This is a genomic window from Acetobacter sicerae, from assembly GCF_011516765.1.
GTDB classification, from domain to species: domain Bacteria; phylum Pseudomonadota; class Alphaproteobacteria; order Acetobacterales; family Acetobacteraceae; genus Acetobacter; species Acetobacter sicerae.
Window position 1 is genome coordinate 1 of record NZ_JAAABN010000017.1, and the last position, 17,991, is coordinate 17,991.

The following is a 17,991-nucleotide window of genomic DNA, read 5'->3' on the forward strand; positions in this document are numbered from 1 at the left end:
CAGACAAGTGTCTCGGGGGCATGCCCCCGAGACACTTGTCATCCCATCAACCCAAAGCCATAAAAAACGGGAACTCTCCTTTTGAGTGGTAACAAAAAGGGGGGCACGTCAGCCCCAATACGGTGTGACGAGGTATATTAATTGGTTCTCCAGTTGTTTTACTATACGGAGCAGAGTAATCTGGCATATCGGAAGAATATAGATGATAATATCCTAAGGTTAGACGAGTTGGAGTTCCTAGCTGTCAGGTTGTGAGACGTCATTGGCATAATCGAGGATTTCGTCGACCTGCTTCATGATGTCACGATTGGCTGGTTTGATGTAATCAGGATTACGAGACGCGGGATGTTTTTCAAGCCACGACATGATGCATTGGGCGGGAGTTATGCCGCCCAGAACACGCTGCGGGCGATGATTGTAAGCGAAACAGAAGCCTCTGAGCAGAATTTCCAGATCCTTATGGCTTGAGACACAGACCGGCAACACCTCTGTCGCGACACGGCCATTGAAGCGTTCGACCATTCCATTGGTCTGAGGAGAGTAAGCTTTGGTCCGACGTCGGTCGATTCCCATATCATGACAGGCTTTTTCGAAGGCATCCGCCGTAAAGCAGGAGCCACGATCGGTCAGAATATGGGTGATCCGGAAAGGAAAGGCGGTTTTGACAGCTTTGAGGAAATCGACGGAATTATCGGCATTCTCCGCGTCATAGACGGCCAGATGGACCGAGCGGGAGCATCTATCAATGGCAACATAGAGAAAACGTTTCCGCCGGTCTCCATCTGCTGTCTGCAATTTTGGCAGATGTTTCACATCGATATGGACATAACCTGGATCGTAATCCCGGAACTTTCCCTGTCCACGCACAGGTCCGGCTTTTTGTGCAGGAGGTAACCTGTTAAGTCCAGCATCTTTCAGAATACGCCAGATAGTGTCCCGTTTGAGATGCGGCAGGAAACGCCGCACGACGAAGGTCAGATCATCCAGACCAAAACCGGTCGAATGCCGAAGCTGACAGACAATGGCGCGCTCTTCCTCCGAGGCTTTCCAGGCCAGTTTCCAGGGACGGCTGCTGCGGTCCTGGCAGGCATCTGAACCACGCCTGCGCCACTTGCGGACAGTTTCATCGCTGATCCCGTAGCGTCTGGCGAGCACGGATGTCGGTTCTGACGAACGCGCTATGTCAGCCCGGACGGCTGGTGTCGTGCGTGCCTGTGGATGGATCTGAAGCATCATTCGCTCTCCTTGCAGACGGAAGAAAACCATGGAGCGTAACGCGGTATCGCCCACGCTACACCATCCCAATGACGTCTCACAACCTGACAGATACGCCCAGTCGTATAAAGGACCTTCTCCCGGGTCGCGAAGATCATGCCGGTGGGACGGCTGCGGATAACCGTCTGTTTATCGAAGCCGTGCTGTATCGTTATCGTGCAGGCATTCCCTGGCGTGATCTGCCTGTCCGGTTCGGGGGCTGGAAGAACGTGCACCGACGGCTGCGTCATGGTGTGAAAGCGGTATGATTGAACGGATTTTCCGGCATCTGGCAGCTGACCATGACAACGCATACATGATGATCAACAGCACGATTGTCCCTGCTCATCAGCATAGTGCGGGCGCCCGTAAAAAAGGGGCGCGGATCAGGACATCGGACGGTACCGTGGCAGACTGACCACCAAAATCCATGCCATTGTCGATGCTGCGGGAAAGACTGTAGCCCTTTCCCTGACTCCCAGGCAAAGGGCCGACATCATTGAAGCAGAGCCGTTGCTCGATGAAGTCGATCCCGAGGCCTTCATCGCCGACAAGGCTTACGACGCCGATCCCCTCATCGAAAAGCTTGAAGAACGGGGAATCACACCGATTATCCCATACAAGAAAAACCAGCGCAATCGCCGGAAAATCCTGTTCCCACTTTATAAAAAACGAAATGCCATCGAACGCTTCTTAGCCAGACAGAAGCAGTCAGAGGCATTGCAACGCGCTAAGACAAGCTGAAAATCAACCTTCCTCGAAGCTGTGCAACTTGTCTCCGCTATCATTGAAATTAACTGACGACACGCCCAAGCATCGCAGATCTGTCCCGCTCCGACACGAGGCAACGTCCGGCTCATTCTGTGTGATAATAAGGCCAACGCCCAAGAACATCTCGAAAGCAGCCTTGCAGCGAATTGAGCACAAATCAAATAAGGTAATTGGGCTCATGGGGAGAGCACGGACAAAACGTGTATACCATGCGAGCCCATCCGCAGCAAAGCTGCAGTAACAGTCTTGGGTCTCCTTTATGAGTCAGCCGCAAATTTCGACAAAAAATGCCCCATTCATCGACAGCCAAGCGAACAACTTCTTTCGTTGATCCCTTCCGGATAGCCGCCACTCAACTCCCCCCATGCAGTCGTCCCGCTACCTTCTGAGGCTTACTGTTGCAATGACTACAATTACATGAGCCACCTTATGATGACTCATATCATGCAGCAAAACCTAATCCCTCACAGTGTGAGAGCAGTTAACTGACGTTCGCCCTCAAATTCGTACAGAAGCGATATAGACTTGTAACGCTGTATTTCTGGAACCGGACCCTGCTAACCTCTGATAATGACGATAGAAACCCGGCATTTGCGCTATGCGATCGCAGCCCTGGAGCAAGGGAGCATCAGAAAAGCCGCCCTGAAACTGGGCGTGCGGCAGATGACGGTTGTGCGGCACATCGAGGCGCTTGAGACCCATGTCGGCTATTCCCTGTTTACAAGGAGACGAGACGGCGTTCACCCCACAGATGATGGCACCACTTTCATGCAGGCCGCACGACGTATCCTTCAGGACATGGAGAGTCTGACTGCCCATACGCGCTCCAGCCGCCATAAAAGAAGCGAGCGCATTGCCATAGGATTTTATACCTCTGTTTCGACCGGTAACCTGCGCGCCACACTGACCGAATTCCGCAGTCGTTACCCGGACCTCCAGTGGCGGCTGGTTGGGGGCACCCGGCGTGAACTTCTGGCGGCACTTGAACGGGGTCATATTGACATTGCCATCGTAACAGCCGGTGAATTGAACTGGCCGGAAGGGTCTCTTCCGCTGTGGCCAGAGCGATGCATTGCCGTCTTGCCCGCGAAACACCCTCTTGCTGGCGAGGCGGTGCTCGAATGGATGATGCTGAAAAAGGAGCGTTTTCTGGTCAGCAGTCTGGATCCAGGTCAGGAGCTGACACGGATCATTCGTGCATGTCTGGGCCGCGGCAGTCATCATCCGACCCTGATCGAGCATGATATCCCGTTGGCGTCTCTGCGACCTTTTGTCAGTGAGGACCGAGGGATCATGATCGATTGTGAAAGCAGCACAGGCGAGACATTGCCGGGGATCGTCTACCGGGAACTGCGTTTCGAAAACGCGCCGAGCGAGTTACGATTTGCCGCCTGCTGGTTGCGAAGCAATCCAAGCCGCCCCCTCACCTCCTTCCTCTCCCTGCTCAGGGAGCGTTACCCGGACCTGATCCCGCCGACTTCGTCCGAGCCACCCGTGAATGGCGCTGTTTCTGGAACGCCCGATCCGTCTCCATGAAACGTCCAACCATGAGCGGCACCAGTCTGGCCGCATCAGTTACGGCGTCCGTGGGCTCGCCGACAGTGCCCGAGACCAGTTCGACATAGAGCAGCAGATCCCGATGGATCTCCGCCGGCAATTCGATCGTCAGCTTCACGGGCCGACTGTCGGGGATGGCACTGATACGGAGTTTGGTCATGGGGATGCTCCTTCCTGCGGATGCCAGGGTTTGAGGACAAGATCGCGATTGACGATCAGGGTGAACGGAAGCCCAGGCCGGTCAGTCAGCGTGGGCTGCACGTCAATGCTGCGGTCGATCAGACGATTCCCCACCATGGAAAATCCGTTGCTGGCCCCGCTGCGGATCGCCTGAAACAGGTTGTTCTCGCCCCATGATGTGCCGGCTTCGGAACCGACGCTAAGCAGGGTCGTGACCAGAGCGGCCTTGAAGAGTTGGCCCCAGTGCTGGTCCACCAGATCCTTCAGGCCGGTCTGGCCAATCGCATCCGCGCCGGGCATCCTGTCGAGCACGATGCTGTCGCCATCAGGCCGGATAAGTCGCGTCCAGATGACCTGTGTGCGCTGCTGCCCGAACGAAATGCTGCTATTGTAGCTCCCGAACAGCGTGCTGCCTTGGGGAACCAGAAGATAGCGTCCGGTTGGACTGTCATAGACATTCTGCGTCACATGCCCAATGAGCTGGCCAGGCAGGTCGGAACTGACTTTGGTGTTCAGCGCGCCCGCAATCACTGTCCCAGCCTGAATCACGTAGGGGGAAGCCGGTGGCGTCAGACGATCGGGACTGACCGTGACACGATCAGGTTCTCCCGCCAGAAAGGCACGGTTTGCAGCCTGACGGTCATTCGCGCCAGATTGTGCAGCCGTTGCGTTACCCCCTGTTACTGGTGCGACGATGGGGTGTTCATTGTCCTGTCGCCCGCCATCACGTGTCTGCACGAACAGCTTGCTGCCGATGGCAGCCGCGACTTCCTGTTCGGCGCGATGGTCGCCCATGCCGGAGACAGGACCAGCCCGTCCTTCCTGCTGCGCTTTCAGGATCGGTTTACCCAGATCGCCAGGCAAGGGCGGTCCCAGTTTCGGTACTCCCGTATAATCCTTGGGCAAAGCATCCAGCCCGTCGGCCGAGGGACGCGCATCAGACTCCTGAACGGCTGACCCTGCCCCCTGACGACCGGAATTCTGGAGCGCATAACCGAGTGCCAGACCAATTCCGATCATCGCGGTGCCGGCCAGCCCCCAGACGACATAGCGCGACAGCCGGACGACCTTTGGCCGTTCCGCCCGCAGACGGAGGTCTGGCGTGGATGGCGGAACCGCCGGGCGCCTGCTTTCCATTCCCTCTTCCCGTCCGGCATCACGGTCCGCGTCCTGCTCGCCCGTCATGAGCGCCGTCCATCGGTACGGACAATCCGCACGCGCTGTTCAGACTGTTTGTCGCCCAGCCGCAGTTCAGCGGCGGCGAACAGACGGTCCACGATCATCCAGTTCTGGCGCACCCGGTAATTGACCAGTTCCGGTCCGCCATCGGCCCCCAGCACGAACAGTGGCGGTAGCTCGCCCTGCCCGATCCCCGATGGGAAAGCGATATAGACCTTATGCCCATCATCGAAGGCCCGGCTGGGAAGCCAGGGCGGCGTGCCGCCTTTGACCGGCTGGATGGCATAACGGAAATTCAGGGCGTTCAGATCCAGCCCCGCATCCACCGACGCAGCTTCATCGGCAGCGCTATCCTGCCGATGCAAAGCAATCAGATCGTCTTCGGGATAGTCCCAGGAGACCGATGCCATATAGGTAGCTGGCGTTGATCTCAATTCGGCAAGGTAGGTCCGTCGGTCGGTATTGACGATCAGATTGGTCGTAAGATCCGGCCGTGTTGGCTTCACCAGAATATGGATGCGTTTGGTCGCCCCTGTCCCACTCTCGGTATCGCCGATGATCCAGCGCACCGTATCCCCAGCGGCAACCGGCCCCGTGCCGACCAGTTTTTCGCCCTGCTGGAGCATGATGTCGGTGATCTCACCCGGCGCGGTGTAGACCTGATAGAGTGCGCCCGGACTGTAGGGATAAACCTGTACGGCATTGATAAATCCGGCCCGCGTGGGCTGAATGCGCGCTGCCAGATTGGCCTGCGTCACACGCGCAGTCGGGTCGGCGACTTCGGGGGACGGATGGACCGCTCGTCGTGATGGCAGAGGCTTGAGTTGCCCGGGCAAGGGAAGCGGTTTCGGGACTTCAACCACCTGAACCGGCTTCGACGGATCCGGCAGACGTGTCGCCTGCACGGCATCATCATAGCGGATAACGGGTGGATGATACTTCTGCGCGCATCCAGCCAGAGGCAGAACAAGCAGCGGCAGGACACGAAGAGCACGACGGATCATTGGTCCAGCTCCTTCGACCAGTTGATGGCGGAGACGTAAATCCCCAGAGGATTTTTTCGGAGGTGGTCGGCGTCACGCGGCGTGGTGAGCGTGATCACAACAATGGCGGTCCATCGCTCTGTGCCAACGAAAGCCCCATCGCGATAATGCCGCTCGACCCATGCAATCCTGAAACTCGTGGGCGACGCACGGATGACCGATGAGACATCCAGTTCAACCTGCTCACGCCCGACCCGGGCAAAAGGGTCATTCAGGCGCGCATAGTCATTCAGTGCGACGGCACCGGACGTTGTGGTGAAATCATACGCACGCAGCCAGTTCTGCCGCACCACCACGGGATCGGAGGACAGACTGCGGATATCCTCGATGAAGCGGGCCAGATACCAGGCAATCTGTGGATCGGTGGGCCTGTAGGACGTTGTTGCAGGGGCGACGACCTGTGCCTCGCCCAGATGATCTACCTGCACGACCCACGGCGTGACTGTGCCGCGCGCGGACTGCCAGACCAGTCCGGCGCCGAGTCCGGCGGACAGGAACAGCGACCCGAACGCCATCAGTCGCCAGCTCCGCGCCTGGACGCGGGCGGACCCAATGCGCTCATCCCAGATCTGCGCCGCTTTTTGATAAGGTGTGACCGGCTCGGGTGTTGCCCCGTAGCGCGTGGTGGAGCGACGGAACATCGTCCTTATTCCTTTTCTGACAGATCAATGGACGCCGATCCGCCTCCGCCATCGGCGGCGCGGATGACATGGGCCGCCTCGGCAGCATGGGTGGCGGCGTTGCCACGCTTCATATTGTGCGCCCAGCCCGGCGGCTCACCATCGGTGCGACCGGAGCCAGCCCCGCCCTCTCCACCACCACCTCCTGACGGACCGGTACCTGCCGGGCCACCACCGGCCGGAGAACCTCCTCCTGAGGGATTATCCCCGGATGGCGGGGGGCCACCGCCGTCAGAACCACCGGTTTCACCACCCTTCCCGCCCCCCATGCCCTGCGCGGCCCATTGGCTGCCGGCGGCGTAACTTTCCTTGAGAGATGAGCCTGCACGCGAGGCCGCCCCTCTGGCGGCATTCGCGACATTCCCGCCGACAGCCCGGCCCATACCTCCGATCCCGGCAGCCATGCTGCCCGCGCCACCAGATGCACCGGCCGCTCCAGCCGAATAGGCTGACGTGGCGGCCCCGGCGATCGTAGCCCCGCCACGTGCAGCAGCGGCGGTCGCGCCAACGGCTGCGGCACCGCCAGAAGCGACGGCTCCAACGCCCGCTACGGCAGCAGCACCCATGGCGCCCACCGCCATACCGGTGCCGACGGCAGCCCCCGCGCCAAGCTGGGGTGCGCCGGAGATCAGCCCATTGGCAATGCTGCCGCCAAAAATCGACAGGCCGACAATCGCGAGCGAGGCCAGCACCACCGAGGTCGCCTGTCCGACCGTGGGAACAGCATCGCCATAAGACGTTGCAAACTGCTTGAAGAGCACCGATGCGATGGCGGAGATCACCGCCAGCACCATGATCTTCACGCCCGACGAGACGACATTGCCCAGCACCTTCTCCGCCAGAAAGGCCGTGCGGTTGAATAGCGCAAAGGGGATCAGCACGAAGCCTGCCAGCGTGGTCAGCTTGAATTCGATCAGGGCGACAAAAAGCTGAACCGCCAGAATAAAGAACGCCGCCAGCACGATCAGCCAGGACAGGCAGAGCACGAAGATCTGGATGAAATTCGTAAAGAAGGCGACTGGGCCGAGCAGAGTGTGGGCAGAGTCCAACAAAGGGCGGGCGGCATCAAAGCCGGTGGACGCGAGGCGGCCAGGACGAAGAAAGTCCGCAAGAGCCAGCCTGCCTCCGCCTGCCCTCAGACCAAGCTGGGCAAAACTGTCAAACACCAGCTTTGACAGATGGTCGAAATTGTTAATCACGAAGGCGAAGAAACCGATATACAGCGTCTTCTTGACTAGGCGCTGGATGATGTCCTCATCCGCCGCCCAGGCCCAGAACAGCCCGGCCAGGGCGATATCCAGCGCGGAAAGAGATCCGGCCAGTGAGATGACGTTTCCTTTCACCAGACCGAACCCAGTATCGATCGTGGTGGTGAAGGTGTTCAAAAAGGTGTCGATCACCCCGACATCATTGGTGGCCATGGCGGTCAGTTCCCGCTGCTGCCGAACATCGACACCGTGCCGGGCACGTAGGCGTCATGCTGGGAGAAATGCTGATATTGCGCCTCGCTCTCCGCTTCCGTCGCGGCATCCCGCGCCTGCTGCAGGGCGGTGGCGCGACCGTTGGCGGCAAGTTCAGCCTGAATGTCGGATAGCTGACGGGATTGCAGAGCCAGAAGCTGGTTTCCAGCCTGCGCGGCCTGCAACGCGCCTGTCGAGGTCTGGCTGGAGGACACGAGCTGGCTCATGGCCGAACTGTCGCTGGGGATGTTGCCCACCACCCGCGCCTGCAGCTTCAAGGCATCCTCAAACCCACCCACGGAATTCTGCCAGCGGATCTGCGCCTGAGAAAACAGGGCGCTGTCGGACATGCCAGAAGAGACGGACGTATACGCCTGCTGGTATTGCTGCTCGACGGACTGGACGCTGTAAGCAATGTTCTGCGCCTGCGCGAGGAGTGCCGTCGTCTGGGAAATTGTTGATTGCAGCGTCGACAATGTCGAGAGTGGCAGGCTTGCGAGGTTCCGCCCCTGATTGACCAGCATCTGCGCCTGATTGGCGAGAGAGGTGATCTGGTTGTCGATCTGCTGGAGTGTTCGGGCCGCGATCAGCACGTTCTGGACGTGGTTCGCCCCGTCATAGACCGCCCATTGCGCGTGCGCCGGACGCAAGGCAGAGAACGTCCCGCAGACCGTCAGCAGTGCAGAAGTGAGAAGGACACCTCGGCGGAAATGTTTTTCGTGAGCGCGACCGAAAAATTCAGTCCAAGGCCGGAAAATTTTTTCCGTCATGGCACGCCCTCCGATCGGAGGGCTTCACGCAAAAGATCCGCCGCCCATGACACGCCACGCGCCTCAAACCACGCGGGGAGAAAACCGTCGCGGTCGTGTTCCGCCAGAACCGCATCGATCAGCCTGTGGTCGTCTTTGCCGGACGCGGCGCACAGGGCCAGAGCGACGGAACCGAGGCCGAGTTCAAACAGTCGGTTGCCACGCTGGGTCTGGCAGTAATATTCCCGCTTCGAGGCCGCGCGGGCGATAATGGCGATCTGCCGATCGTTCAGGCCGAAATCGCGATAGATGGCCATGATCTGCGGCTCGATGGCCCGCTCGTTGGGCAAGAATATCCGTGTCGGGCAGCTTTCTACCACCGCAGGCGCAATAGGAGAGTTCGCGATGTCCGAAAGCGACTGCGTGGCGAAGATGACACTGGCGTTCTTCTTGCGCAGGGTTTTCAGCCATTCCCGCAACTGACCGGAGAAATTCCCGTCGTCCAGAACGAGCCATCCCTCATCGATGACCAGCAGGGTCGGGCGGCCATCCAGCCGTCCTTCGATGCGATGGAACAGATAAGACAGCACAGATGACGCCGCGCCAGAGCCGATCAGACCTTCGGTTTCGAAGACCACCACATCCGCATCACCCAGCCGTTCGGCGTCCGCATCCAGCAGGCGACCATATGGACCACCCAGGCAGTATGAGGCCAGCGCCTGCTTGAGGGCGTTGGACTGAAGTAATGCCACCAGCCCGGATAGGGTTCGCTCCTGCATGGGTGAAGACGCCAGGGAGTTCAGGGCTGACCAGAGATACGCCTTGACGTCGGGCGTCAGCGTTACCCCCTCGCCGGCAAGGATCTGTCCCAGCCATTCGCTGGCCCATTTGCGCTCGTCTGGATCATCGATCCGCGCAAGCGGCTGGAGTGAGACGGCAGGAAACTGAGAATTATCATCCGTCAGGCCACCACCGAGATCATGCCAGTCTCCGCCCATACCAAGCGCGGCCGCCCGCATGGACCCGCCGAAGTCAAAGGCGAATATCTGCGCACCTACATAGCGACGGAACTGCAACGCCATCAAAGCCAACAGCACCGACTTACCCGCCCCCGTCGGTCCCGCGATCAAGGTGTGACCGACATCACTGGCATGAAGCGAGAACCGAAACGGCGTGGCCCCAGCGGTTTTGCCGTAGAACAGCGGTGCGGCCTTGAAATGTACGTCCTGATCCGGTCCCGCCCACACGGCGGAAAGCGGGATCATATGCGCCAGGTTCAACGTCGAGACCGGGGGCTGACGGACATTGGCGTAGACATGACCTGGCAGAGATCCCAGCCACGCCTCTACAGCGTTCAGGCTTTCCGTCATGCAGGTGAAGTCGCGGCCCTGAATGATCTTTTCCACGAGACGGAGTTTTTCAGCAGCAATACTGGCACTGCCATCCCACACCGTGACGGTGGCGGTGATATATGCCTGCCCGACGTCATCCGCACCAAGGGACTGGAGCGCCAGATCGGCATCGACTGCCTTGTTGGCGGCATCATTGTCCACCAGAACGGATGCTTCGTTGGTCATGACTTCGCGGACAATGGCCGCAATGCTCTTGCGCTTTGCAAACCACTGGCGACGGATCTTCGTCAGAATCTTGGTGGCATCGGTCTTGTCCAGCAGGATCGCGCGGGTGGACCAGCGATACGGCATGGCCAGCCGGTTCAGGTCATCCAGGATTCCGGGGAAAGTCCGGCTGGGGAAACCTGTGATGGTTAGAGTTTTCAGGTAGGCATCGCCGAGTTTCGGTTCCAGACCGCCCGAAAGCGGCTGGTCCACCAGCAGCGCGTCGAGATGCATGGGGATTTCCGGCACCCGGACCCGCTGGTTTCGGGTGGAAATGGTGGAATGGAGATAGGTGAGCGTCTCGCCGTCGTTCAGCCATGCGGCCTCGGGCATGAATCCGTCCAGCAGAGCAAGCAGCCGATCACTGCGATCGATGAAGGCATGGAGCATGCCATGCGGATCCGGTCCGTCACGTTCCCGCCCCTCATAGAGAAAGCGCGCTGCCCGGTCAGATGATTCAGCAGGCGGTAGCCAGACAAGCGTGAGAAAATACCGGCTCTCGAAATGCGCGCCCTCGTCCTCAAACTGCTCCCGACGTTCCATATCCACCATCTGACTGGCAGCGTCTGGGAAATCGCTTTCTGGGTAAATCGTGGCCGGGACGCGCTGCGCCTCCACGAACACCGCCCAGCCTGAACCCAATCTCCGCAAGGCATTATTGAGGCGTGCCGTCACACCCACCAGTTCAGCAGGCATTGCACTATCGAGATCGGGACCACGTATTTTTGCGGTGCGCTGAAAACTGCCGTCCTTGTTCAGAACGACACCACCCCCGACCAGCGCCGCCCAAGGGAGAAAGTCGGACAGGAGGGAATTCCGATTGCGATATTCACCAAGGGACATCATGGCCGACCTCCCTATGCCCGCAGCCAAGCGGGATAGCGAAGATGCCGCCGCCCCACCTCGATGAACAGCGGATCACGCTTGGCGCCCCAGACCGCGAGCGTGTGTCCTACAAGCCAGAACACCGTCCCGATCAGCCACAGCCGCAGACCCAGCGCGATAGCCGCTGCCAGTGTGCCGTTGGCAATGGCCACGGCACGGGGTGCCCCACCCAGCAGGATTGGATCGGTCAGGGAGCGATGCACCGGGACATGAAATCCTGGCACCGCGTCATCATCATATCCCGCCATCAGATTAGTGCTCCGCCCGAGAAGGAGAAGAAGGACAGAAAAAACGAGCTGGCCGCAAAAGCGATGGACAGACCAAAGACGATCTGGATCAGGCGACGAAAGCCGCCCGAGCTTTCCCCAAATGCCAGCGTCAGGCCGGTCACGGTGATGATAATCACCGAGACGATCTTCGCGACCGGTCCCTGCACGGATTCCAGAATCTGGTTGAGCGGCTCTTCCCATGGCATACCGGCCCCCGATGCCCAGGCCGATGACCCGAAGCAGAACGACAGCAGCATCGCTGTGCCGATCACACGACTATCGGGCAGGCTGCGAGCAGACCGGGCGACGGACTGGAGGCGTGAACGGGCCATCATGATGTCTCTCCCTTCCCGGAGAACGCTGTTTCGGAGGATGACAGGCTGGCCGGACGGATGCGGTAAGCGTCTGTCGCGGGATCAAGACCGTCGATTTCGGCCAGTTCGCTCAGGCGACGGGCGGTACCGCGCCCTGACAGCACGGCAATCACGTCAATGGTTTCGGCAATCATCGCGCGTGGCACGGTGACGACGGCTTCCTGGATCAACTGTTCCAATCGATAGAGGGCAGCCAGCACCGATCCGGCATGCAGAGTGCCAATTCCGCCCGGATGGCCGGTTCCCCAGGCCTTGAGCAGATCAAGGGCCTCGGGACCACGGACCTCGCCAATCGGAATACGGTCAGGGCGCAGGCGGAGTGCCGATCGCACCAGTTCGGACAGTGTAATGACACCATCCTTTGTACGCATGGCGATCAGATTGGCCGCCGTGCATTGCAGTTCGCGCGTATCCTCGATCAGGACCACGCGATCCTCTGTTTTTGCGACCTCGGCCAGCAACGCATTGGTCAGTGTGGTCTTGCCGGTCGATGTGCCACCGACCACGAGGATATTCCTGCGGGCCATGACCGCAGTGCGCAGCCAGTCCGCCTGCGCCTCTGTCATGATGTTGGCCGCGACATAATCCCCGAGCGTGAAGACCGCGACCGCCGGTTTTCGAATGGCGAAACTCGGCGCTGCAACAACTGGCGGGAGCAGCCCTTCGAACCGCTCACCCGTCGGCAGTTCAGCAGAAACGCGGGGGGCACCGGAATGTACCTCTGCTCCAACATGGTGGGCGACCAGACGCACAATGCGTTCGGCATCAGCGGCGGAGAGAATTTCCCCCGTGTCGGTCATTCCGCCTGCCAGACGGTCAGTCCACAGCCGACCATCCGGGTTCAGCATGACCTCGATCGTGGCAGGATCGGAGAGATGCGCGGCAATGGCAGGCCCCATCGCCGTACGCAGCATGGCGGAACTTCGCACCGTCCCGGGGGACAAAGGCTGATGAACTGTCATGAAAATCCCCGCTTTTTCAGAAACCTGGACACAGATCACAGGCGCGGGAAGTATTAAGAAGGGACCATTCCGCCAGTTTTCAACAGTGTTTCATCGGGCTGCGTAACGGGGCGCAACGAGGCGTAAAATTATCGGCGGGAAGCAACAGTCCGACAGATCCAACGACATAAAAAGTCAGTTCTGCCGTAATCCGAAGAGACATATCTCTGAGTCGATTCAACCTCAGGCGTGCCTTCAAATTCAGCCGTAAGCACAGACGCTGTTTCCGTTACGATGGATCTGGCTCCCCTCCGGCGGCATTGGACGGAAGAACATCTTCATGCAGGCGCCGGCCGGTTGCCAGACGCCTGCCGAGTGCTTCGATGAAGCCTTCATAACGCTCGGCCGCCTGCGCCCGTGCAGCAGCAGCCAAGCTTTCCGGCAACGCGGGCGTCATGATCATCCAGAAACGAATGAACTGGGCCAGCGTCTCGACGGTAATCCCGGTATCGCGCTCCAGCCGTGACAGGCGTTTATCGACACGGTCCAGCCGTCGGGTCAGTGCGGCCTGCCCAGTCCCCTCTTCAGGAGAGAAAAAGACAGACAAAGCCGTCTCGACCACGAGGGAACCGGACTGACGGCGGCGGATGGCCATCTCGCTGACAGCTTTGAACAGATCGGGATCGAGATAGACCGTCATCTGCTGCTTCTTGCGGGCACGTTTCATGGTCCACCGATCTCCATGCCATCATCGCGGTCAATGGCAGCCAGCCGGGCGACTTTCTGCAGATCGAGAAAGTCCCGGTCCCACCGTGTGCCGCGCTGGCTGGCCTCGGGTGGTCTGGTCTGTTCGCGCTGCTCATCCGTCTCATCATGGGGTGGAATATCGGCGGGGTCGGCATCCGGAGTGCGCTTGTGCCCGGCCCCCAGAGGTGTTTCCTCTTCCTGCGTTGGCTGTGTGGGAGCTGAGCCGTGTCCGGCTGTTTCAGGCAAGGGGCGCAGGGTCCAGTCATCCGGATGCGTTGGTGTTGACGCCTTTGCCTCGCCCGACTTGGGCGGTGGAAGCAATCGTTCCTTGAAGCGCGTATCAGCGTAATAGCGTGCCTTCTTGGCCCGGACAGGCGGGGTGCCAGCCGCCATGACAATTTCATCGGCTGGTGGAAGCTGCATGATTTCACCGGGCGTCAGGAGCGGGCGCGCGCTTTCCTGCCGCGAAACCATCAGATGCCCCAGCCAGGGGGACAGGCGATGCCCGGCATAGTTTTTCTGGGAGCGGATTTCGGTGGCGGTCCCCAGCGCATCCGAGACCCGTTTGGCAGTCCGCTCATCATTGGTAGCGAAGCTGACCCGCACATGGCAGTTATCGAGGATCGAGTTGTTCTGACCGTAGGCTTTCTCGATCTGATTGAGACTCTGGGCGATCAGAAAAGCCTTGATGCCGTAGCCTCCCATGAACGCCAAAGCGCTTTCAAAGAAATCGAGACGCCCGAGTGCGGGAAATTCATCCAGCATCATCAGCAGGCGATGATTATGCTTATGCGCGTTCAGATCCTCCGTCAGCCTGCGCCCGATCTGGTTCAGCATCAGACGGATCAGCGGTTTGGTGCGACTGATATCCGAGGGTGGCACGCTGAGATAAAGCGTGGAGGGCCGATGCCCTTTGACAATATCCGCAATCCGCCAGGCACAACGCGAGGTAACTTTCGCAACGACCGGATCGCGATACAGGCCTAGAAACGACATGGCGGTGGAGAGCACACCAGACCGTTCGTTGGGAGATTTGTTCAGCAGTTCACGGGCAGCGGATGCAACCACCGGATGCGGGCCATCCATGCCCAGATGCTTCGTCTGCATCATCGCAGCAAGCGTGGCTTCAATCGAGCGTTTCGGATCGGAAAGCAGGTTGGCAACACCGTAGAGCGTCTTGTCCTTCTCGGCATACAGAACATGGAGGATGGCACCCACCAAAAGGGAGTGTGATGTTTTCTCCCAGTGGTTCCGGCGTTCAAGCGATCCTTCGGGATCGACAAGCACGTCCGCGACATTCTGGGCGTCGCGTACCTCCCATTCCCCTTGGCGAATTTCAAGCAGCGGGTTGTAGGGATCAGAAGCAGGGTTGGTCGGGTCGAAGAGGATAACCCGGCTGAAACGCGCACGAAAGCCCGCAGTGATCTGCCAGTTTTCACCCTTGATATCATGGACGATAGTTGATCCGGGCCATGTCAGAAGGGTGGGAATAACAAGCCCGACCCCCTTGCCAGACCGGGTCGGCGCGAAACAAAGGACGTGCTCAGGACCGTTGTGGCGGAGATAGTCACGCCCATACTGCCCAAGAATGACACCGTCAGGATCGAGCAGTCCGGATTGTTGCAATTCCTCTCGACTGGCCCAGCGCGCACTTCCATAAGTCGCCGCCCGTCTCACCTCACGGGCACGGCGAACCGACAACGTGATGACAGACGCCAGTGCCAGCACACCACCACTTCCTGCGATCCACCCGCCCTGCTCGAAGATATCCGGGGCATACGCATCATAGGCGTACCACCACCAGAAGATCATGGGCGGCCAGTAGACGGGCCAATGATGCGCAAGCGTGAACCAAGGGAGGCCGAGTTGGGCCTGAAAGCCCAGTTTCCACGCCACCCACTGTGTCGCCCCCCACCACGAAGCGAGGATAATCAGAAGGGCGAGGCTAACCTGTCCCCATAAAATCCTCGATCCAGACATCACAATTTTCTCCTAACACACGACCGGAGAAATAGAAAATCTGAGTCGGACATGTTTTCAACAACGAGTGTCTCATCTGCGTAGTCGGGCGCAAAAATTTCGGCATATTATAAAATACATAATAAAGAATTATTGATTATGGAAATTTTTTACTTATATTCGGCAAATCGCTCCACATAGCATCAAATTCGTCTCGAAATAGAAGCGGGTCAACTTTTGAGATGACATCTGGAAACATCTTTGATGCAAATGGCAAAGCTGACAGGCCTTTTCTGTTTTCATGAGTCACTTTTTCCATCACGGATTGAATACCTATGTTGCCAATCACTTGGCTCAGAATCTCGAATTCGGACGCCGATATAACTGAATAAGGCGTCGTAATTAAGATATCATCCGCAATACCCTCTTCACTCAATAACCTGACAACGTGACCACGGAGCATTTCGGGAACGACTGAGCTAACAAAAAACCAGTCTTCAAGCGTAAGAACAATTGCATAAGTAGGCAGTCCATCGCGCTGCCACCGTGTAAAACCTTGGTAAGCACGATGAATGTTTTGATAATGCTGCACAATACCCGTTGCCATAATATGCAAATCTTCATCTAAGGTAGCGGTGTCCAATTTTGTTTTAGCTTCCAACCTAAGCCTTTTTGTTTTAGCTTCTATAAAGACGTGCCCTGTATTGTCTGACAACGTCCAATCAATACCATGCATCTTGTTACAGCCAATGGTATATGGCTCTTCATCCAAAATTGAAAAACGTTTATTCCCACAAGTTTTATTAAGAACTTCGCCGATGTACTGTTCAAAGGAATTTCCGTAAGGGTTACTAAAATCGGCTTCCTTAACTAAATCATAAAATACGCCAACCGTTATCCGTCGTTGTAAATGCCACGGCACAGGGCAGATCAATCGCTCAGGAAACATTTTATCGTAGCTTATAAGCGGTGTGTTAACCAATGGATTCCATGTATATACCCAATCTTGGTCATAACGTTGCTCATGACGCAGGTTTTCTTTTAGATCCTTTGTGGTAATTAAGAGGCGACGAAAAAATTCATTAGATGAGTCCTGATTAATACCCAGAAAAGAATAATCCTGATCACGACTCCCGTAGTCCCTGTTATGAAAAACTCCAGAAACTGCAACTCCTAGACGTATGAGTCTTTGCATATCCATACCGAGCTTACGAATTACAATTTCATTGACTTCATCATAACCATAAATTTTGTAGGCTCGAATTATGGGAGCTGCGCCGTCATCTATTTGCCATACAATCTGTCTATGAGCTATACGGTGTAATTCTAACATCGCATCAATGCTTCCCGTGGGATTACTATCAAATGCGACATCGTCCAAATGACGGAGCATATTGACGGCTTTCCCAAGATCAGACCAATTAGATAAACTCAAAGAACTGTCAGTGCTGCTGTTTAGAATTAACTCACGCACCAGAATATCCAACTCCCATGGAAATATGTGACCCTTTAAATCTCTACGGTGGCTAGGAATTTTCAAGAAATAATCCGACGGAAGCGGTTTATTATATAGTAAATTAAGATAAAATTGGCGAATATTAAGAAGCCCCGGTAACAAAGAGAATTTTCTCATATAATTTCTGAAAGGCTTATATTCGTCGTAAAAATTCATCTGCAAATCGGCCTTTTAATCATAGATACTTTAATTAATAAATTTATATATATTATTAATTTATTTTTTCAAACATCTCCATAATATCATGACTTGACCATTTGCCAAACATAAGTTTGACGGCCTAATGATTCCTTAAATGATCCTCCCACCTAATATCTGCATCAACAGATAATTTTAGTAGAGATCTCTGAATCTTCAGAATTCCTGTTCCCGGCACCTTCATCTAGATATCCAGTTTATGTGGCTGTGTCAGGATCACCGACATGGCCCTTGGGTGGATCGCACCGACTTCCTGATTAGCTTCTGTGGAGAGGAAGCCGAACAGGTCAACCGTCGTTTCGACTTCAGACAGTTTCCGCACTGAAGTCCATCAGCATCAGGTTCTGACAAAAAAGGCCTGCGGTTCTCCATCATTTCGCACAAACCACATGGGCCGCGATTTCCCGTCAGACGAGCACCCGGCTCCGAAAACACCGTTAGCGGTATCAGACAGCGATGTTTTACGCTTTCCCAGCGGGGCCACCACATCGAGAATGCACTACTGCCCTTGTTTGCAGCGACAGAAGTAACGCTGGAAGCAAAGGAGCCAGATAGCTGCTCCAGTTCATACGCGATGGCGTAGAGGTGGTACAGGATTATAAATAACACACTG

15 protein-coding genes and 2 pseudogenes are annotated in these 17,991 nt (G+C 57.1%); 2 read left to right on the forward strand and 15 right to left on the reverse strand.

What is annotated here, in order from left to right; all coding sequences use genetic code 11:
* Positions 1-237: 237 nt before the first annotated feature.
* On the reverse strand, positions 238-1,233 hold the full coding sequence (locus GVI59_RS14760; RefSeq protein WP_173574959.1) for an IS481 family transposase: 996 nt from the start codon (positions 1,231-1,233) through the stop codon (positions 238-240).
* A 71-nt stretch (positions 1,234-1,304) separates the two neighbouring features.
* Here GVI59_RS14760 and GVI59_RS14765 point away from each other — a divergent pair.
* Together GVI59_RS14765 and GVI59_RS14770 are read left to right on the forward strand one after the other, a co-directional pair.
* Positions 1,305-1,998, forward strand: a pseudogene (locus GVI59_RS14765) (IS5 family transposase).
* Positions 1,999-2,595: 597 nt separating this feature from the next.
* Positions 2,596-3,561, forward strand: coding sequence for a LysR family transcriptional regulator (locus tag GVI59_RS14770; RefSeq protein ID WP_173574928.1), 966 nt, complete (start codon positions 2,596-2,598; stop codon positions 3,559-3,561).
* On the opposite strand, the gene GVI59_RS14775 is transcribed toward GVI59_RS14770, so the two are convergent.
* The 14 genes and pseudogenes from GVI59_RS14775 to GVI59_RS14840 all read right to left on the reverse strand — a co-directional run.
* Positions 3,470-3,742 carry a DUF2274 domain-containing protein gene (locus tag GVI59_RS14775; RefSeq protein ID WP_173574929.1) on the reverse strand — a complete coding sequence of 91 codons (273 nt, stop codon included), beginning with the start codon at positions 3,740-3,742 and terminating at the stop codon, positions 3,470-3,472. The two genes, GVI59_RS14770 and GVI59_RS14775, sit on opposite strands and share 92 nt — an antisense overlap.
* A complete protein-coding gene (locus tag GVI59_RS14780) occupies positions 3,739-4,899 on the reverse strand; it encodes a TrbI/VirB10 family protein (protein WP_173574960.1) in 1,161 nt (386 codons plus the stop codon). The genes GVI59_RS14775 and GVI59_RS14780 overlap by 4 nt, the downstream gene beginning before the upstream one ends.
* Before the next feature lie 44 nt (positions 4,900-4,943).
* Positions 4,944-5,945: a P-type conjugative transfer protein TrbG gene (gene trbG, locus GVI59_RS14785; protein ID WP_173574930.1), complete on the reverse strand. Its 1,002-nt coding sequence runs from the start codon at positions 5,943-5,945 to the stop codon at positions 4,944-4,946.
* The gene (trbF, locus tag GVI59_RS14790; protein ID WP_173574931.1) at positions 5,942-6,625 is read right to left on the reverse strand and encodes a conjugal transfer protein TrbF; all 684 of its coding nucleotides are present in this window, start codon (positions 6,623-6,625) and stop codon (positions 5,942-5,944) included. The genes trbG and trbF overlap by 4 nt, the downstream gene beginning before the upstream one ends.
* A gap of 5 nt (positions 6,626-6,630) precedes the next feature.
* Positions 6,631-8,085, reverse strand: coding sequence for a P-type conjugative transfer protein TrbL (gene trbL, locus GVI59_RS14795; RefSeq protein ID WP_173574932.1), 1,455 nt, complete (start codon positions 8,083-8,085; stop codon positions 6,631-6,633).
* A 5-nt stretch (positions 8,086-8,090) separates the two neighbouring features.
* Positions 8,091-8,894: a P-type conjugative transfer protein TrbJ gene (gene trbJ, locus GVI59_RS14800; RefSeq protein WP_173574933.1), complete on the reverse strand. Its 804-nt coding sequence runs from the start codon at positions 8,892-8,894 to the stop codon at positions 8,091-8,093.
* Positions 8,891-11,335, reverse strand: a complete 2,445-nt coding sequence (gene trbE, locus GVI59_RS14805) for a conjugal transfer protein TrbE (RefSeq protein WP_173574934.1) — start codon at positions 11,333-11,335, stop codon at positions 8,891-8,893. The genes trbJ and trbE overlap by 4 nt, the downstream gene beginning before the upstream one ends.
* 11 nt (positions 11,336-11,346) lie before the next feature.
* A complete protein-coding gene (locus GVI59_RS14810) occupies positions 11,347-11,622 on the reverse strand; it encodes a VirB3 family type IV secretion system protein (RefSeq protein WP_173574935.1) in 276 nt (91 codons plus the stop codon).
* Complete coding sequence (locus tag GVI59_RS14815) at positions 11,622-11,978, reverse strand: TrbC/VirB2 family protein (RefSeq protein WP_173574936.1); 357 nt, start codon at positions 11,976-11,978, stop codon at positions 11,622-11,624. Before GVI59_RS14815 ends, GVI59_RS14810 begins: the two co-directional genes overlap by 1 nt.
* The gene (gene trbB, locus GVI59_RS14820; protein ID WP_173574961.1) at positions 11,975-12,931 is read right to left on the reverse strand and encodes a P-type conjugative transfer ATPase TrbB; all 957 of its coding nucleotides are present in this window, start codon (positions 12,929-12,931) and stop codon (positions 11,975-11,977) included. The genes GVI59_RS14815 and trbB overlap by 4 nt, the downstream gene beginning before the upstream one ends.
* A gap of 316 nt (positions 12,932-13,247) precedes the next feature.
* The gene (locus tag GVI59_RS14825; protein ID WP_173574937.1) at positions 13,248-13,685 is read right to left on the reverse strand and encodes a CopG family transcriptional regulator; all 438 of its coding nucleotides are present in this window, start codon (positions 13,683-13,685) and stop codon (positions 13,248-13,250) included.
* Entirely contained in the window at positions 13,682-15,685 is a 2,004-nt protein-coding gene (locus GVI59_RS14830; RefSeq protein ID WP_173574938.1) for a conjugal transfer protein TraG, read from the reverse strand. Before GVI59_RS14830 ends, GVI59_RS14825 begins: the two co-directional genes overlap by 4 nt.
* Positions 15,686-15,821: 136 nt before the next feature.
* On the reverse strand, positions 15,822-17,336 hold the full coding sequence (locus tag GVI59_RS14835; RefSeq protein WP_173574939.1) for a hypothetical protein: 1,515 nt from the start codon (positions 17,334-17,336) through the stop codon (positions 15,822-15,824).
* Positions 17,337-17,565: 229 nt separating this feature from the next.
* Positions 17,566-17,870, reverse strand: a pseudogene (locus tag GVI59_RS14840) (SOS response-associated peptidase family protein); the annotation flags it as partial.
* Positions 17,871-17,991 lie beyond the last annotated feature (121 nt).

Excerpts from the sequence above, each read along its gene's own strand:
- GVI59_RS14760 (WP_173574959.1), bottom strand. The coding sequence starts at position 1,233 with ATGCTTCAGATCCATCCACAGGCACGCACGACACCAGCCGTCCGGGCT.
- GVI59_RS14770 (WP_173574928.1), top strand. The coding sequence starts at position 2,596 with ATGACGATAGAAACCCGGCATTTGCGCTATGCGATCGCAGCCCTGGAG.
- GVI59_RS14775 (WP_173574929.1), bottom strand. The coding sequence starts at position 3,742 with ATGACCAAACTCCGTATCAGTGCCATCCCCGACAGTCGGCCCGTGAAG.
- GVI59_RS14780 (WP_173574960.1), bottom strand. The coding sequence starts at position 4,899 with ATGGAAAGCAGGCGCCCGGCGGTTCCGCCATCCACGCCAGACCTCCGT.
- trbG (WP_173574930.1), bottom strand. The coding sequence starts at position 5,945 with ATGATCCGTCGTGCTCTTCGTGTCCTGCCGCTGCTTGTTCTGCCTCTG.
- trbF (WP_173574931.1), bottom strand. The coding sequence starts at position 6,625 with ATGTTCCGTCGCTCCACCACGCGCTACGGGGCAACACCCGAGCCGGTC.
- trbL (WP_173574932.1), bottom strand. The coding sequence starts at position 8,085 with ATGGCCACCAATGATGTCGGGGTGATCGACACCTTTTTGAACACCTTC.
- trbJ (WP_173574933.1), bottom strand. The coding sequence starts at position 8,894 with ATGACGGAAAAAATTTTCCGGCCTTGGACTGAATTTTTCGGTCGCGCT.
- trbE (WP_173574934.1), bottom strand. The coding sequence starts at position 11,335 with ATGATGTCCCTTGGTGAATATCGCAATCGGAATTCCCTCCTGTCCGAC.
- GVI59_RS14810 (WP_173574935.1), bottom strand. The coding sequence starts at position 11,622 with ATGGCGGGATATGATGATGACGCGGTGCCAGGATTTCATGTCCCGGTG.
- GVI59_RS14815 (WP_173574936.1), bottom strand. The coding sequence starts at position 11,978 with ATGATGGCCCGTTCACGCCTCCAGTCCGTCGCCCGGTCTGCTCGCAGC.
- trbB (WP_173574961.1), bottom strand. The coding sequence starts at position 12,931 with ATGCTGCGTACGGCGATGGGGCCTGCCATTGCCGCGCATCTCTCCGAT.
- GVI59_RS14825 (WP_173574937.1), bottom strand. The coding sequence starts at position 13,685 with ATGAAACGTGCCCGCAAGAAGCAGCAGATGACGGTCTATCTCGATCCC.
- GVI59_RS14830 (WP_173574938.1), bottom strand. The coding sequence starts at position 15,685 with ATGTCTGGATCGAGGATTTTATGGGGACAGGTTAGCCTCGCCCTTCTG.
- GVI59_RS14835 (WP_173574939.1), bottom strand. The coding sequence starts at position 17,336 with ATGAATTTTTACGACGAATATAAGCCTTTCAGAAATTATATGAGAAAA.